Source organism: Streptomyces sp. NPDC003035 (assembly GCF_042888285.1).
GTDB lineage: Bacteria > Actinomycetota > Actinomycetes > Streptomycetales > Streptomycetaceae > Streptomyces.
In genome coordinates this window covers 41,128-56,635 of record NZ_JBIAPJ010000014.1, presented here as the reverse complement: position 1 = coordinate 56,635, position 15,508 = coordinate 41,128, and the positions used below count along the sequence as shown (strand labels likewise).

The 15,508-nt window shown below is 73.8% G+C and carries 13 protein-coding genes; 8 read left to right on the top strand and 5 right to left on the bottom strand.

Features of this window, described 5'->3' with window-relative positions; all coding sequences use genetic code 11:
* Positions 1-31: 31 nt before the first annotated feature.
* Together ACFYV5_RS33540 and ACFYV5_RS33535 are read left to right on the top strand one after the other, a co-directional pair.
* Entirely contained in the window at positions 32-1,288 is a 1,257-nt protein-coding gene (locus tag ACFYV5_RS33540; protein ID WP_389175013.1) for a nucleotide sugar dehydrogenase, read from the top strand.
* Positions 1,289-1,405: 117 nt separating this feature from the next.
* Positions 1,406-1,945 (top strand): EF-hand domain-containing protein, encoded by a 540-nt coding sequence (locus tag ACFYV5_RS33535; protein ID WP_389175011.1) that lies wholly within the window; start codon positions 1,406-1,408, stop codon positions 1,943-1,945.
* Between the two features lie 75 nt (positions 1,946-2,020).
* Here ACFYV5_RS33535 and ACFYV5_RS33530 read toward each other — a convergent pair whose 3' ends face one another.
* Genes ACFYV5_RS33530 through ACFYV5_RS33510 form a run of 5 tightly spaced genes read right to left on the bottom strand, consistent with a single transcriptional unit; the run spans position 2,021 to position 7,979 of the window.
* Complete coding sequence (locus tag ACFYV5_RS33530; RefSeq protein WP_389175009.1) at positions 2,021-2,473, bottom strand: DUF6917 domain-containing protein; 453 nt, start codon at positions 2,471-2,473, stop codon at positions 2,021-2,023.
* Positions 2,470-3,531: a Gfo/Idh/MocA family protein gene (locus ACFYV5_RS33525; protein ID WP_389175005.1), complete on the bottom strand. Its 1,062-nt coding sequence runs from the start codon at positions 3,529-3,531 to the stop codon at positions 2,470-2,472. Before ACFYV5_RS33525 ends, ACFYV5_RS33530 begins: the two co-directional genes overlap by 4 nt.
* A 5-nt stretch (positions 3,532-3,536) precedes the next feature.
* Positions 3,537-4,685: an Ldh family oxidoreductase gene (locus ACFYV5_RS33520; protein ID WP_389175002.1), complete on the bottom strand. Its 1,149-nt coding sequence runs from the start codon at positions 4,683-4,685 to the stop codon at positions 3,537-3,539.
* Positions 4,682-6,964: a M20/M25/M40 family metallo-hydrolase gene (locus ACFYV5_RS33515; RefSeq protein WP_389174999.1), complete on the bottom strand. Its 2,283-nt coding sequence runs from the start codon at positions 6,962-6,964 to the stop codon at positions 4,682-4,684. Before ACFYV5_RS33515 ends, ACFYV5_RS33520 begins: the two co-directional genes overlap by 4 nt.
* Entirely contained in the window at positions 6,948-7,979 is a 1,032-nt protein-coding gene (locus tag ACFYV5_RS33510; protein WP_389174995.1) for a Gfo/Idh/MocA family protein, read from the bottom strand. Before ACFYV5_RS33510 ends, ACFYV5_RS33515 begins: the two co-directional genes overlap by 17 nt.
* Positions 7,980-8,249: 270 nt before the next feature.
* Between ACFYV5_RS33510 and ACFYV5_RS33505 the strand changes: the two genes are divergently transcribed.
* The 6 genes from ACFYV5_RS33505 to ACFYV5_RS33480 are packed head-to-tail and all read left to right on the top strand — an operon-like array spanning position 8,250 to position 15,479.
* Positions 8,250-9,407: a DegT/DnrJ/EryC1/StrS family aminotransferase gene (locus ACFYV5_RS33505; RefSeq protein ID WP_389174992.1), complete on the top strand. Its 1,158-nt coding sequence runs from the start codon at positions 8,250-8,252 to the stop codon at positions 9,405-9,407.
* A complete protein-coding gene (locus tag ACFYV5_RS33500; protein WP_389174989.1) occupies positions 9,404-10,579 on the top strand; it encodes a DegT/DnrJ/EryC1/StrS family aminotransferase in 1,176 nt (391 codons plus the stop codon). Before ACFYV5_RS33505 ends, ACFYV5_RS33500 begins: the two co-directional genes overlap by 4 nt.
* Before the next feature lie 58 nt (positions 10,580-10,637).
* Positions 10,638-11,990 (top strand): protoporphyrinogen/coproporphyrinogen oxidase, encoded by a 1,353-nt coding sequence (locus ACFYV5_RS33495; protein ID WP_389174986.1) that lies wholly within the window; start codon positions 10,638-10,640, stop codon positions 11,988-11,990.
* The gene (locus ACFYV5_RS33490) at positions 11,987-13,600 is read left to right on the top strand and encodes an AMP-binding protein (RefSeq protein WP_389174983.1); all 1,614 of its coding nucleotides are present in this window, start codon (positions 11,987-11,989) and stop codon (positions 13,598-13,600) included. Before ACFYV5_RS33495 ends, ACFYV5_RS33490 begins: the two co-directional genes overlap by 4 nt.
* Before the next feature lie 14 nt (positions 13,601-13,614).
* Positions 13,615-14,496, top strand: coding sequence for a class I SAM-dependent methyltransferase (locus ACFYV5_RS33485; protein WP_389174980.1), 882 nt, complete (start codon positions 13,615-13,617; stop codon positions 14,494-14,496).
* Complete coding sequence (locus tag ACFYV5_RS33480) at positions 14,493-15,479, top strand: UbiA family prenyltransferase (RefSeq protein ID WP_389174977.1); 987 nt, start codon at positions 14,493-14,495, stop codon at positions 15,477-15,479. Before ACFYV5_RS33485 ends, ACFYV5_RS33480 begins: the two co-directional genes overlap by 4 nt.
* Positions 15,480-15,508 lie beyond the last annotated feature (29 nt).

Sequence of the window (15,508 nt, the reverse complement as noted above, 5' to 3'; positions counted from 1 at the left end):
CGAGGGACGCACCGGAAACATGGGGGGACACATGCCCACAGAAGTCGCCGTGGTCGGGCTCGGTTACGTCGGCCTCCCGCTGGCCCGCCGGGCCTGCGAGGCGGGGCTGGCGACCGTCGGCTACGACATCGGCGCCGACGTCGTCGAGGGGCTGAACCAGGGGAGCTCCCACATCGAGGACATCCACGCCGAGGACATCGGAGCGATGCGCGCCGCGGGCTTCCGCGCCAGCTCCGACCCCGGCATCCTCGCGGGTGCCCACACCGTCGTCATCTGCGTACCGACCGGACTCACCCCGGCCGGCGAACCGGACCTGGAACCGCTGACCTCGGCGGCCCGTACCGTGGCCCGCCATCTGGAACCGGGCATGCTGGTCTGCGTCGAATCCACCAGCCACCCGGGCACCACGGAGGAGATCGTCCGGCCTCTCCTCGAAGCGCACGGATTACGCGTCGGCGAGGACTTCCACCTGTCGTACTCCCCCGAGCGCATCGACCCCGGCAACCGCCACTACACCCTGCGCACCACGCCGAAGGTCGTCAGCGGCTGCACCGAGCTCTGCGCCAAACACGCCACCGCCTTCTACGAGCGTCTCGTCGACGAGGTCGTCCTCGCCGCCGGTACCCGGGAGGCGGAGATGGCCAAACTGCTGGAGAACGCCTACCGGTACGTGAACATCGCTCTGGTCGACGAGGCCGCCCTCTACTGCGACCGGGTCGGTATCGACATCTGGGACGCGCTGCGTTGCGCGGAGACCAAGCCCTTCGGGTTCTCCGGGTTCCGGCCGGGCCCCGGCGTGGGCGGCCACTGCATCCCCGTCGACCCCCGTTACCTGATGACCCGCGCCGCCGAACAGGGCTTCGCCTTCCATACCCTGCGCGCCGCCCGCACCGTCCTCGACGCCATGCCGGAGCACGTCGCCGGACGGGCCCGCGACCTGCTCGTCGCGGCGGGCAAGGACCCCGCGCGGGCCCGGGTGACCCTGTTCGGCGTCGCCTACAAGGCCGACATCTCCGACACCAGGGAGTCACCCGCCTATCCCGTGGCCCGCGCGCTGAGTGCCCTCGGGACGCGGCTCGCCTATCACGACCCGTACGTCGAACGCTTCGAGGTGGACGGCGTCCCGGTGCCCCGGCAGCCCTCACGGGAGCAGGCCCTGACGGGCAGCGACCTGGTGGTGCTGCTCCAGGAGCACTCGGAGTACCGGTCGGCCGACTGGGACGCCGCCGCCTGTCCCGTACTGGACACCCGGGGAACGGCGGAAGGCCGACACGTGGTGCGGCTCTGACGCCGCGCCACGCCCCGCAGACCTCCGGCCCGGGCCTCGTATCCGTGTCCCGCGCCGTGGGAGAGACCGTCCGGACATCCGTCCGGGCGGCGCAGTGAAGAACAAGGAGAACACCTCATGACCATGGCAGTCGGCAACGTCGCCCAGGAGCGCCTGTCGAAGCGTTTCGACAAGTGGGACGTGAACGGAGACGGCGTGCTGGAGCCCTCGGACTTCGTCACCGAGGCCGCCAACATCGCCCGTGCCTTCGGCGAGAAGCCCGAGTCGGCGAAGGGTATTCAGCTGCGCGACGGCTTCATCGCCATGTTCCAGAACCTCGCCAAGAGGGCGGGCGTCGCGCCGCAGGGCCCGATCGACCGCGCGCAGTTCCTCCAGGCCGCCGGTGAGGTCGTCCAGGGCGGCGCCGCCACCTTCAACCCGGTCCTCGGCCCGGTCACCAAGGGCATTGTGGCCCTGGCCGACAAGAACGGCGACGGCGTCATCGACGAGAGCGAGTTCGCCACCTGGCTCCAGGCGCTCGGCCTGAGCAAGGACGAGGCCCGCGACGCCTTCCGGCAGATCGACAGCGACGGCAGCGGCACGCTGTCCGAGGACGAGCTGCTCACGGCGGTACGCCGCTTCCACCTCGGTGAGTCCGACGTCGAGCTGCTCGGCTGAGTCCGTCACCGAAGCTGAATGCGGCCGGCCGGCACCCCTTCGGGGGCGCCGGCCGGCCGTCTTCGTGAGCGCGCGTCAGTCGACCGGTACGAAGACCACCGGGGTCTCCGGCGCCAGTGCCAGGGACCGGCCGGTCAGCAGCCGGGGCGCGTGGATCACGATGTTGTAGTGGTTGGGCAGGTGGCAGCCGTCGAAGCCGAGCACGCTGCCCACCGGCTCCCCGCCGATCAGCACCGTGTCCCCCCGGTCGAGGACACCGCCGTGCTCCAGCTCCACGAAGCCGAGGAAGCCGACCCGGTCCACCCGGGAGCCCGGCACGTCCGTCCACCGGTCGGTCGTGACCAGCTCGTGCACCTCGCCCTGGCGGACACAGCGGGCCGCGAACGGCTCCAGGGCCATGCCCCGATCCGTACGCTCGTGCAGCAGCACCTTGACCAGGGTCCCGCGCACCGCGCGCTTGGCCCCGTTCTCGTGCCGGGCGGCGTCCAGGGAAGGCGGGGACGCGGGGAGGACTGGGGAGGCGGTCATCGTGGCTCCGGTCGGGGTGTGAGGTGCGGTTCCCGCGGGGCGCGGGGCGCCGGGAGACCCGGCGCGGCCTCCGCGGCGTAGACGGCGGCGACCAGCTCCAGCGCGGCCAGGCCGCCCTCCACGGCCCGGGAGGGGTCAGGCAGGTCACGCAGCCGGGCGAGGTCCCGCAGGACGCCCTCGTACTCGTGCCACAGCGACTCCTTGAAACCGGGGCGGCCGTCCAGCATGTCCGCGGACAGCTCGGTGCCGTCGTCGAGCCGTACCAGGACGTCCTTGACCTCCCCCGGGTACGACCAGTCCAGCTCCACCCGCCCCCGCCCGCCCGGTCCGGCCAGCTCGATCACGGCCTGCCGGTCGGTACCGGCCGCGTCCCGGGTCACCTCCACGGCGACGACCTCCGAAGGGGTGTCGCCCAGCAACAGCCGGACCAGGTCGAAGGCGTTGGGCCCGTTGTCCGCGACGCAGCCGCCGCCGCAGAGGGCCGGGTCCAGGTACCAGGTGTCCGCGCCGATGTGCTCCTCGATCCGCTCCAGGTACCGCACCCGCACGGACTCCACCCGCACCCGCGAGTCCGGCGGGGGCAGTCGGCGCAGCAGCCCGAGGACCCGGTCGTTGTAGCGGCGGTGGAACGCCGTGAACAGCGGGACGCCGTACTCCCGCGACAGCGCGGCCAGCCGTCGCCCGTCCGCCGGGTCCAGAGCGAGCGGCTTCTCGACGCACACCGGGACACCGGCGCGCAGCGCGCCCGCGCACACCTCGGCGTGCGCGTGGTTGGGCACGGCCACGACCAGGGCGTCCAGCGGCCGGCCGGCGAGCATCTCCCGGTGGTCGGTGTGGCAGGCGACCCGGCCGCGGTACGGGGCGAGAGCCTCCTCGCGCAGGTCGCAGACCGCGGCCACCTCCCAGCCGGGCAGACGCTCGGCGGCGGCCAGGTAGAAGCGCGAGATCACCCCGAGCCCGGCGATGCCCAGGCGGCGGGGGGACGACGACGGCGACGGCGACGAGGGGGAGGTGCCTTCGAAGGGCGGCGGCGAGCCGTCTCCTGTGGTCGGTTTCATCGGTGTCATCGGTTCTCCGGGGCGATCGGGAGCCGGAGGCCGAGAGCGGTCAGTTCGGCGTGCAGCGGGACGGACAGCGGGACGCCCGACGCGCGCCGCTCCTCGGCGCGTTCGGCCTCCGGGTGGCCCGGGTAGCGGACCGGCCCCTGGCCGGGCAGCGGAGGACAGTCCAGTACCGTGCCGAACATCTCCCGGGCGTCCTCGTCGAAGCCGTCACGCAGCGCGCCGGGGGCGATCGCCAGGACGAGGAAGCCGATGTCGTCGTCGCTGCCGCCCGGCCTGCCGTCCCCCTCCAGCGCCACCGGGGCGGGACCGGTGGCCGCTCCGGGCAGCACGGCGGCCAGCAGCTCCACCGCGAGCCCAAGACCGAACCCCTTGAAGGCACCGGTCGCCGGGGTGCCGCCGAGCCAGCCCAGCCAGGCTTCGCCCCGGTCGTAGGCGGCCGCGTCCCGCACCGGGCGCCCGGCGTCGTCGGTGAGCCAGCCCTCGGGCGCCTCCCGCCCGTCGCGGGCCGCCGTACGGACCCGGCCGGTGGGCACGACGGTGGTGCTCATGTCCAGGACGAACGGGCGCCCCTCCAGTGCCGGGGCCGCCACGCTCAGCGGATTGGTCCCCAGCAGGGCGGCGGCGCCGAGCGGCGGGCGGGCGATGCGCTGGCCGCCGCAGTTGGAGGCCACCACCCCGATCATGCCCTGGTCGGCGGCCCGCCGCGCGTGGACGCCCGCGCAGCCGAAGTGGGTGGCGCCCCGCACCGACACGAGCCCGATGCCACAGCGGGCCGCGCGCTCCACCGCGAGGTCCATCGCCTCCGACGCGGCCCACAGCCCCAGCGCCCGCCGGTGGTCCAGGACCACACAGGCGCCCAGGTCACGCAGGACGTGCGGTTCGGCGGCCGGGTCGGCGCCGCCGGACTCCAGCAGCGGCCGGTAGAGCCGGCCCAGGTTGAACACGCCGTGCGAGTCCATGCCGGTCAGGTCGCCGTAGCAGAGCGCCTCGGCGGCGAGTCGGGCCCGGGCCGCGGGGACCCCGAGCCGGACGAAACAGGCGGTGGTCTCGTCGAGCAGCGCCTCGTACGGGACCCTCACCTCCCTTCCGTCGCCGGGCTCCGGGCCGGTGCTCGGGGGTGCGGCACCGTCGGGCAGCGTGGACGTCATGCGGTTCCTGCTCTCTCGGTAGGTACCGGTAAGGCGCGGTCCGCCGCGCCGTACCGGACGTCATCGGCGAAGGCGGTCGACAGCGCGGCGATACGGGCCGCGAACGCCTCCAGGTCGACCAGATCGACGAACTCGCCCGCCGCGTGAGCCCGGTTGGCGTCCAGCGAGCCCGGCCCGAACACCGTGGTGAAGGTGTCCGCCGCGCCGTCCAGCCAGATCGCGTCACAGGTGAACCCCGGCTCGTCGTCCGGCCACCGGGCGATGCCCGCCCGGGCCATCAGCTCCTCGCCCCACGCCGGCTGGGGCCCGAGCGCGGGCAGACCGCGCTTCTCCCACTCCAGCCGGGTGATCCGGGCCCCGTCGGCCGCGGTCCGTGCGAAGAGGGGGGTACCGGAGAAGCGGGCGGTGAACTCCCGCAGCCCTTCATCGAGAGCCCGGACGAGAGAGCGCTCGGCGGCAGCACCGGCCGTGGCGGTGGAGTACGCCAGGTTGAGCAGCAGACTGCCGGTGCCGTACACCTTGTTGTGCGACGTGCCGGTGTGCAGCCCCGCCACGCAGACCGTGGGCGAAGGCCCGCCGGAGGCGGCCGGGCCGAGGGCGGCGGCGAAGTGCTGGGCGAGAAAGCCCAGCAGGACGGTGGCGTTGTGACCGGCCCCGGGCCGGTCGTCGACGGCGTCCTCGCCGTCGACCGTGACGCGGGCGGTGGCGGCGGCGGTCGCGCGGGGCAGGTGGCGCAGCCCCGTCGGCTCGCAGAACACGTTGAGCCGGCCCACGTATCCCGCCTCCACGAGCGGCCGGGTGCCAAAGGTGCCGAGCGCCCCGCCCTCCTCGCCCGCCACCGCCTGTACCAGCACCGCGACGCCCCGGCCGATCGCCGGGCAGGTCGCGGCGGCGGCCGCGACACCGGCGAGCAGGGCCACCGCCGGGCCCTTCGCGTCCACGGCTCCCCGGCCGGTGAACCGGGCCCCGTCGTACGTGGGGGGTTCGCCGCCGGCGACGGTGTCCAGGTGCACGTTGAACATCAGCGTGCGCTCCCGGGGCAGCGCGGGTCCCAGCCGCAGCACCAGGCTCGGCTGGCGTTCCAGGAACGACGGGTCGGCGGCGAGGGCACGCCGTACGGGCAGCGGGGTGTCGTCGCGCAGCACCGTCGCGGGGGCCGGGGCGCCGAGGCGTACCGTCCGGAACCCGAGCCGGGCCGCCGCCGTCGCGTAGGCGTGCAGGGCGGCCGTCAGCAGGTGGGGCGCGTCGGGACCGGTCTCCAGGGGGCCCGCGGTGGGCGTGTGCAGCAGGTGCAGCAGCAGCCCGGTGTCGACGACGGGCGGCCGCGCCGGCGGGGGGACCCGGGAGGCGGCGGGGGCGGGGAGAGAAGGAGGAGCCGGGGCGGGTGTGGGCAGGCCCGGGCCGGTGTCGGCCGGGGCGGGGAGGGGCGGGATGGGCAGGGTGGCCAGGCGGCGGGCCGCCCGGACGAACGGGCCGGCCGTGTCGGTGCCCTCGCCCCGCAGCCCCGCGTGCGGGACCACCGCGAGATGGGGTTCGAGGGAGTAGGCGCCCCGGTAGCCGTGCTCCTCCAGCAGCCGTACGCAGTCGGCGACCCGGGCGACGCCCTCGCCGGGCAGGGTGTAGACGGCCTCGGCGGGCCGGTCGCCGGGCAGCGCGTCCTTGACGTGGACGTGGGCGACGTACGGCAGCAGCCGTTCGAGGAGTGCGTGGCCGTCGTACCCGTACGGCACCCCGTTTCCGGTGTCGAACAGGACGCGCAGCGCCGGACTCTCCACCTCGGCCAGCATCCGGAGTGTCCGGGAGGCGTCGGAGCCGGCCCAGCCCGTGCAGTTCTCGTGGAGCAGTTCGACGCCGAGCCGCTCCGCGCGGCGGACCAGGCGGCGCATCCGGTCGATCGCCAGAGCCGCCCACTCGTCCTCGGGCAGCCCGTCGCCGGTCCAGGACATGACGCGCAGGCTGCGGCAGCCCAGAACCCTGCCGTGTTCGGCGAGCCGCTCCAGCTCCTCCAGGTCGGCGGAGAAGGGGCCGGTGACCGGGCGGGCCCAATTACCGATCCGGGAATCGAGGCAGACCACGCCGAGGCCCGCCGCATGCAGCAGCCCGGCGGCGTCCCGCACGGCCGGTGCGGACAGGTCGGCCAGCGCCGTGCCGTCCAGGGTGCGCAACTCCAGGGCGGACCAGCCCAGTTCCCGGGCGACGGCGATCTGCCCTGCCAGGCCGGGGGCGGCCTCGTCGCCGATGCCGGTGATCCGGCCGGTCAGGTCAACGGGCCGCGACACGGGACGCCTCCTCGTTGCGCGCGCCGGCGGTGTCGTCCGCGCATCGCCGCTTGGCCGCGTCCAGGAGCCGGACCACGTCGGCGTGCAGGGCGAAGTCCACCGCCCAGGAGGGGTCCTCGGCCGGAACGGTGCGGAACCGGGAGTAGGTCCGGAGCAGGAACGCGGTCAGCGCGTCGTCGCGGAACACCTCGCGCCGCCCGTCGACGTCGAGCTGGACGTGATCGTCGGCATCGCTCGGTGCGAAGTGGCCGACGGCGGTGCCGTGTTCGAAGACGAGGGCGGCCCTGCGCTCTCGTACGGGCGCGGTGAGGTCGGAGACGATACGGGTCCGCACCCCGTTCGCGTGCAGCAGCTCGAGTCGCGCGGAGCCCAGGCCGGGACGCACCGTCTCTCCGATCCGCAGGTCGGTCAGCCGGGCACCGGTCGTCTCGGCCGGGCCCGCGAGTGACAGGACCAGGCCGAGGGAGTGCGGCATCTCCACGTCGAACGCCGTGGGGTGACCGTCGTCGGTGCGCAGCGAGCGGGTGAAGCGCGGTTTGTGCTGGGTGACGTCGATGCGCAGCAGCCGCCCCAGCCTGCCCGAGCCGATCAGTTCGCGCAGGCGGTCGGCCAGGGCGGAGGCGGGCCAGTGCGCCACCACCGCGAGGCGCAGCCCGTGGCGGGCGTGGAGTTCCGTCACGGCGCTCTGTTCCCCGGCGTCGGAGGCCAGCGGCTTCTCCACGATCAGATCACGGTAGCCCGCGGCGCACAGTTCGGCGAGGACGGCGAGCCGGGTGGCGGGCGGTGTGCAGACATGGACCACGGCACGGCCGGGGGGCAGGAGGGCGCGTGCCTGTTCCAGCGACGGCACCACGGTGACCCCGTCCGGCACCGGGGCCCGCTCCCCGGGCCGTGGGTCGACGGCGACGACCGGCCCTCGCCACACGTCCGGCGAGCGGTCACGGGCGGTGCGCAGGGCCCGCAGGTGCAACCCGGCCCCGGAACGGCCCAGTCCGACGATCAGGGGCTGTTTCATACGGTTGTTCCATTCGGCGATTCGGGGATTCGGGCGGGATGCAGCGAGTAATCTCGCTGCACCGCGCGACGCCGGTCAAGGAAATCAGACGCGCCGTCACCGAAAAGTATGAATCTCCTTTAAGGATTCGTGACTTCATTCTTCCTGCTGTTACGTTTCGCTGGGCAGGTTTCCAGAAGGTGGGCACCGACCTGCCCGCCATCCCTCTCGGACCCTTTGTCCTGGCCCGAGTTGACGCCGGCGAAGCGCCGGCCGAGAAGAATTGCTTCCGTGACGCCATCCAGTATTCCCTTTTTCACCCAGGCGAAGACGTTCGAAAAGATCTGGCCGGATCTCCGGGCCGGAGTGGACGAGATTTTCGCCGACGGCAAGTTCTCGCATTCCCGCCAGGTCGGTTGTCTGGAAAAGGCCCTCGCGCACTACACCGGGGCCCGCCACGTGATCGGTGTGAACAGCGGGACCGACGCTCTGGTACTGCTCCTGAAAGCGTGCGGGCTGCGCCCCGGGGACCGGGTCCTGGTCCCCGCGTACTCCTTCGTCGCCACCGCCAGCTCCGTCGTTCTGGCCGGCGGGCAGCCCGTCTTCACCGACATCGACCCGGACACGTACGCCATGCACCCCGCCGGGATCGGGGCCGAGGCGGCGGAGGTCGCCCGGTTCATGCTGCCGGTGCACCTCTTCTCCCGGATGGCCGACATGGCAGCGCTCTCCGCCTTCGCCGCCGACCGCGGCCTTTCCCTCCTTGAGGACAGTGCCGAGGGCATCGGCATGCGGCAGAACGGCATCCACGCCGGTCTGCACGGACTCGGCGGGGTGCTGTCGTTCTTCCCGAGCAAGACACTCGGCGCGCTCGGCGACGCCGGGGCCGTCCTCACCGACGACGCGGACCTCGCCGACCACGTGGCCGCGCTGCGGCACCACGGCCGGACGGGACGCACCCTGGCCCACTTCCCCGGCATCTCCAACGAGACGCTGCACGTCGGCCACAACAGCAAGATGGACGACCTCCAGGCAGCCGTCCTGCTCGCCAAACTGGCGGTCCTCGACGAGGACATTCGCCACCGGGCCGTCCTGGCCCGCCGTTACGACGAGGGGCTGCGGGGATCGCCCGGCATCACCCGGCTGCCCGCGATCACGGGCGCCCCCGACGAGGTCTTCTACGTCTACCTGATCGAGACCGACCGGCGCGACGAACTCGCCGCCCACCTCCAGGGCCGGGGCATCGGCACCGAGACGTACTACCCCCGGCCCCTGCACCTCCAGCCCTGCTTCGAGGAACTCGGCCACCGGCCCGGTGACTTCCCCGTCGCCGAGGCCGCCTCCCGCCGCGCTCTGGCTCTGCCGCTGTACGCCGACCTCACCGAGGCGGAGGTGGCCCGCGTCTGCGCGGCCATCCGCGCCTTCCACACCGGGAAGGTGCCCGCATGACCACGACCAGCGACCGAGGCACGGACCCCGCTGCCGTCACGGACGACCGAGTCCCCTTCTTCCCGCCCGACCTCTTCCACGAGGACCGTGACACCTTCCTGCGGCTCCTGCACGAGATCGGTACCGGCGCGGACCAGAAGTTCATCCTGGGCGACCACACCCGCCGTTTCGAGGACGCCCTGCGCGACCGGCTCGGCGCCGCCGACGTGGTCGCCTGCTCCAGCGGCACCTCCGCCCTGCACCTCATCCTGACCGTTCTCGGCATCGGCCCCGGGGACGAGGTCGTGGTCCCCGCTTTCGGCTGCGCCCCGCTCGCCGCCGCCGTCCTGCACACCGGCGCCGTCCCCGTCTTCGGCGACATCGACCCCCGTACGCTCACCCTCGACCCCGTCGACGCGCAGGCCCGGGTCACCCCGCGGACCAAGGCGCTGATGCCGGCCCACATGTTCTCCGTCATGGCGGACATGCCCCGCTTCGCCGCCCTGGCCGCCGCCGGGGGGCTGCGCCTGGTCGAGGACTCCGCCGTGGCCCAGGGCGCCGTTCTCGACGGAACGCCCGCCGGACTGTGGGGGGACGCCGGGCTGTACTCCTTCGTCCAGGTCAAGTCCTTCGGGATGCCCGGCGAGGGCGGCGCCGTCGTCACACGGGACGAGGACACCGGCCGCCGGGTCCGGATGCTCCGTAACCACGGTCAGGACGGCGTCCGGCGCGGCCTGCACCACGTCATCGGTGTCAACAGCCGCTTCGACGAGATCCAGGCCGCCTTCCAGCTGCACCGGCTGTCCGGCCTCGCCGCCCGCCTGGACCGCCGGGCCCGGATCGCCACCCACTACACCGAACACCTCACCGGCCTGCCCGGCATCACCACCCCGCCCCCGGGCACCGACGGCCGCTGCTACTACGTCTACACCCTGCTCGCCGACGACCGGGACGCCCTGCGCGACCATCTGTCCGCCGAAGGGGTCGACACCCACGTCTACTACCCGAAGACCCTGCCCGACCAGGCAGCCTTCGCCCCCGTCGCCGCCGACCGGCCCGGCCCCGACTGGCCGCACGCCCGGGACGCGGCCCGCCGGCAACTGTCCCTGCCCGTCCACCACCGGCTCACCGACGCACAGGTCGAGCACGTCACCGACGCCGTCCGCGCCCATGCCCTGCGCACCCGCCGGTGACCGCACCGTCCCGAACGGACCGAGCCACCATTCCCACCCCCGCACGGAGTACCCCCGCATGACCCCTGATCTCGACATCGCCGTCGTCGGCTCCGGACTCGCCGGACTCGCCGCCGCCCACGAACTGCGCCGCAACGGCCACGAGGTGTGTGTCTTCGAGGCCACCGACGCCCCCGGCGGCCGGATGCGCACCCTCCGCCGCGACGGCTACCTCATCGACACCGGGGCCGAACAGATCTCCGCCCAGGGCTACCGCGCCACCTGGCAGCTGGTGCGCCGGGCCGGCCTCACCCCCGACGACGTACCCCGCATCGGCCGCCCCATGGCCGTCTGGCGCGACGGACGGCCCCACAACGGCGTCGGCGAACCCCGGGCCGTACTCACCGGCGCCGGACTCGTGCCCGCCGCCCGGCCCTCACTCGCCCGGTTCCTCGCCTGGAGCGGACGCCATCGCGCCGCCCTCGACCACGACCACCCCGAGGACACCCCGCTCGGCACCGGAACCGTCGCCTCCGCCGCGCGCCGCTACCACCCCGACCTCACCGACCACCTGTTCCAGCCGCTGTCCGCCGCCTTCTTCGGCTGGGACGCCGAACGCAGTGCCGCGGCGCCCCTGGTCGGCCTGCTTCTCGCGGTCGGGCCGGTCTCCGCGTGGCGCACCTACCGGGGCGGCATGGACCTGCTCGCCACCCGCCTGGCCGCAGGACTCCAGACGCGTTACGGCCACGAGGTCGAGGAGGTCACCGACCACGGCAGCCACGCCCGGATCACCGTCGACGGCGCCGCCCTCACCGCCCGCGCGGTGGTCCTCGCCGTCCCCGCCCCGATCGCGCTGCGGCTCACCGGAGACACCGACCCGGCCGCCATCGGCTACCCGGCCGCCTCCACCTACCGGCCCATGCTCAAGGTCAGCTGCGCCCTCGACAGGCCGCTCGCTCCACGCGGCGGCGCCTACGCGCTCCTCACCCCCGAGTGTGAGGAAGCGCTGCTGTCCTGCGTCATCGCGGACCACCTCAAGTGCCCCGACCGGGCCCCGGCCGGACGGGGCCTGGTCAGCCTGCTCGCCTCCCCGCGCCGCATCCCCGAACTCGTCGAGGCGGGCGAGGAGGAGGCAGGCCGCCGGCTCGCCGTCGCCGCCGAACGCTACGTACCCGGACTCGGCGCGGCCCTCACCGCGACCTATGTGCACCACTGGCCGCAGGCCATGCCCGAAATCACCCCCCACGCCCTCGCGCTGCGCGCCCCGTTCCTGCACCGCCCGGCGCGCGCCGTCGAGTATGCCGGGGACTGGGTCGCCGCCCGGCCGTCCAGCGAGGGCGCCGCCCGTTCGGGGGCGCTCGCCGCCGCCCGCGTCCTCGCCCACCTCGCCCCGCGCCGGGGCCGCACCGTCCGGCAGGAGACCGTCGCATGACCCCCCACGACCTTGGCGTCCTCTTCGACGACCTCGCCGACGCCGGCACCCCCACCCGCTTCCACCTCGACCGCCCCTTCGACCTGTCCCCGGCGCCGACCGGCCCCGGCGCCACCGAGTGGACCGTCCCGGAACTCGCCCTGCTGGTCCAGGAGACCGCCGGCGCGCTCGCCGCCGCCGGGGCCGGCCCCGGCGAGCGCGTCGCGATCGTCAAGGCGAACCACTGGGACTACGACCTGATCGCCTGCGCCGCCGTCCGTACCGGCGCCGTCCCCGTGAAACTCTCCGACCACCTCGCGCCCGAGGTCCTGCGCGTCCTCCTGGACCGCTGCGCCCCCCGCGTCCTGGTCACCGACCTCGACGTGCTCGCCCGCGACCCGGCGACGGACCTCGTGGGGACGGCCCGCACCACCATCGTCCTCGGCCCCGGCGGCGACCTCCCGCCCGGCACCGTGCACCTCGACGATCTCAGCGGCCACCCCGACCCGGGACCGCACCCCCGCGACGACCACGCCCCCCTGGTCGTCGTCCACACCAGCGGCACCACCGGCGTACCGAAGCTGGTCTCCCACACCACTCGCACCCTGGTCCACCACCTCGCCCGATTCGAGACCCTGCCGGTGCCGCGCATCGGCCTGCGCCGCGACGACAGCCTCTTCAACTCCAGCTCCTACGCCCACGGCCGTACCATCTGCTGGACGGCCGTCGCTCCCACCCGCGCACCCCGGCACATCACCCTCGCCTCCGGCGGGCGGCCCGAGACGGCCGACCTGCTGCTGCGCGCCCATCCGCCCACCGTCGTCGAGGCGCTGCCGTCCCGCTACGTGCGGCTGCGCCCGCTGACCCGGCGCCTGGACAACCCCTTCCGGGACGTACGGACCTACATCAGCACCTACGACGCCGTGCACCCCCCGGTCATCCGCTCCTACCTCCAGGCCAGTTCACGGCGCCGACCGCTGTGGATGCAGGGCTGGGGCCAGAGCGAGACCGGCCCGCTGACCTTCGCCTTCCACACCCGCCGCTCCGTCGCGAGGGCCGCCGACGGCGCCGCGACCACCGTGCGCGACCTCGGTCGTCCCGTCCCCCTGAAGACCCGTCTGAAGGCCGTCGACCCCCTCACCTTCCGCCCGGTGCCCACCGGCACCCCCGGTCTGATCCTGTGCCGCACCCGAGCGCTCGCCCCTGACTACGTGGGTGAGCGGGAGCGCTGGACGGCCAAGCGGCACGGCTCCTGGTGGAACACCGGGGACATCGCGACGATCGCCCGCGACGGAAGCGTCCGGCTCCTCGACCGGGAGGTCGACCACCTCCCCGGGTTCAGCTGCCTGCAGGCCGAGGACATGCTGGAGGACCGGCTGTCCGAGGCCCTGGAATGCGTCGTCCTCGCCCGGACCGGCACCGACCCGCTGCCCGTCGTCGTCACGGAGGACGGCACGCTGGACCCCGCGAGCTGGAAGCGGGCCGCGGAGGGCCTCCCGGCGCTCGCCGAACCCGTCGTGGTCGGCTGGGACGAGGTCCCGCGCACCGGCACCGGGAAGGTCCGGCGCGCGGCCCTTCTCGAACGGCTGACGGGCAGCACGGAAACCTGCGGCACCGGCCGCTGGACATGACCGGGAGCCCGCCCGTGCCGCGCCCGGCCGCCACCGTCCCGCCCGGCTACGTCTTCGACAACGACAGCCCGCACAGCGTCCACCACCACGCGTCCCTCGAAGGGGCGCTCGACCCGCTGACGCTCGGTCACCTCCGGGAGGCAGGTGTGGCCCCCGGCATGAACTGCCTGGAGATCGGGGCCGGCGCGGGCAGTGTCTCGCGCGGCCTGCTCCGGCTGGTCTCTCCCGGCGGCACCGTCACCGCCACCGACATCAAGCCGGGCCGGATCGCGCCGGAGTCCGGACTGACCGTCCTCACCCACGACGTCGTCACGGACCCGCTGCCCCAGAGCGCGTACGACGTCGTCGTCGCCCGTCTGGTCCTCCAGCACCTGCCCGAGCGGCAGGCGGTCCTACGGCGGCTGATCGGCGCGCTCGTGCCCGGCGGGCTCCTCCAGGTCGACGAGTTCGACGCCGGGCACGAGCCGTGTCTCCTCGCGCCCTCTCCCGAAGACGCCCGTCTGTACGAGCGGTTCACCACGGCCAAGGCGGCGCTGATGCGCGCGGGCGGCGGCGATCCCACCTGGGGCCGCCGAGCGGCGGCCGCACTGCGCGAGGCAGGCCTGACCGACCTCCGCATCCGGCCGCACGTCCTGGTGCGCGCCCCCGGAACGCCCGCGCTCGGCCTCCAGCTCCACCACCTCGCCCACCTCGCGCCCCGGCTCCTCGACAGCGGCTTCACCCCTGCGGAACTGGACCGGCTCGGCTCGATGATGCGTGCCCCGGAGTTCGCCGCCGCGACGGGCGTCCTCTACTCCGTCCAAGGCCGCCGCCCCCTCCGTATCCCCACCGCCGGCACTCCAGCCGTGCCGCGCGACACCACCCGAGACAGCATCCCAAGCCCCGAGGCGACATGACCGACTCCACGCTCACGACGACCACCGCGCCCACCGGGCGACCCGCGCCGACGCCTCGTGCCGACGGGAGGCTCAAGACCTACGCGCGGCTCGGCAAGCTGGACGTCTACGACTACTACCTGGGTACCTTCATCGCCCTGTCCGCCGTCCTGCTGCCCGCCGGCACGCTCACCGGTCGCACCGCCGCCCTCTTCGGCGTGTTCCTCGTCGGGCAGGTCTTCCTGCTCATGGCGATGACCGCCTTCGACGACGTCACGGGCTTCCGCGACGGCAGCGACCTCACCAACTACGGCCCCGACCACCCGCTGCGCAACGTGAAGCGCAAGCCACTGGTCGCCGGCGCGCTGACCGTGCCCGAAGCCCTGCGCTTCGCCTGGGCAAGCGCCGTCCTGGCGGCCCTCCTGTTCGGGGTGACCGCCGTCCTCGCCCCGCACCGCCCGGCCTGGACCGCGATCGGGCTCCTCGTCCTGTGGGTGGTGACTCTCCAGTACTCCTACGGCGTCAAGCTCAGCTACCACGGCTTCCAGGAGATCTATCTCGTCGCCCTGGGCTTCGCCCTCGTCATCCTGCCCTACGGCATGGTCACCGGCCAGGCCACCGGGTTCCTCCTGATCCAGGCCGTCCTCTTCGGGTTCGGCCCGCTGATGTTCGGGGTCTACTCCAACACCAACGACGTCGAGGGCGACCGCTCGGTGGGCCGCCCCACCGTCGCCGCCCTGGTCTCGGAGCGCGGCAACGCCCGCTTCATCGGCCTCCTGTCCCTGACCGAGTTCTTGACGATCGTCGCCGCGAGCGCGGTGGGCATCGCTCCCTGGTGGTTCGTGCCGCTGATGCTGCCCGCCTCACTGCTGCGGCTGCGGCAGTACCTGCTCGGCTTCCGCAGCGGTGACATCATGCGGGCACGCCGCACCGGCTTCGCCGTGCACCGGCTCGGTGTCGTCCTGATGATCGCGGGCAACCTGCTGGCGGCGGTCACGCGGTGAGTGGAGGGCCGGGCCGGTTATGACCAGCC

What these genes read in the sequence shown, in the direction of transcription:
- ACFYV5_RS33540 (WP_389175013.1), top strand. Translation starts at nt 32, where the DNA reads ATGCCCACAGAAGTCGCCGTGGTCGGGCTCGGTTACGTCGGCCTCCCG.
- ACFYV5_RS33535 (WP_389175011.1), top strand. Translation starts at nt 1,406, where the DNA reads ATGACCATGGCAGTCGGCAACGTCGCCCAGGAGCGCCTGTCGAAGCGT.
- ACFYV5_RS33530 (WP_389175009.1), bottom strand. Translation starts at nt 2,473, where the DNA reads ATGACCGCCTCCCCAGTCCTCCCCGCGTCCCCGCCTTCCCTGGACGCC.
- ACFYV5_RS33525 (WP_389175005.1), bottom strand. Translation starts at nt 3,531, where the DNA reads ATGAAACCGACCACAGGAGACGGCTCGCCGCCGCCCTTCGAAGGCACC.
- ACFYV5_RS33520 (WP_389175002.1), bottom strand. Translation starts at nt 4,685, where the DNA reads ATGACGTCCACGCTGCCCGACGGTGCCGCACCCCCGAGCACCGGCCCG.
- ACFYV5_RS33510 (WP_389174995.1), bottom strand. Translation starts at nt 7,979, where the DNA reads ATGAAACAGCCCCTGATCGTCGGACTGGGCCGTTCCGGGGCCGGGTTG.
- ACFYV5_RS33500 (WP_389174989.1), top strand. Translation starts at nt 9,404, where the DNA reads ATGACCACGACCAGCGACCGAGGCACGGACCCCGCTGCCGTCACGGAC.
- ACFYV5_RS33495 (WP_389174986.1), top strand. Translation starts at nt 10,638, where the DNA reads ATGACCCCTGATCTCGACATCGCCGTCGTCGGCTCCGGACTCGCCGGA.
- ACFYV5_RS33490 (WP_389174983.1), top strand. Translation starts at nt 11,987, where the DNA reads ATGACCCCCCACGACCTTGGCGTCCTCTTCGACGACCTCGCCGACGCC.
- ACFYV5_RS33480 (WP_389174977.1), top strand. Translation starts at nt 14,493, where the DNA reads ATGACCGACTCCACGCTCACGACGACCACCGCGCCCACCGGGCGACCC.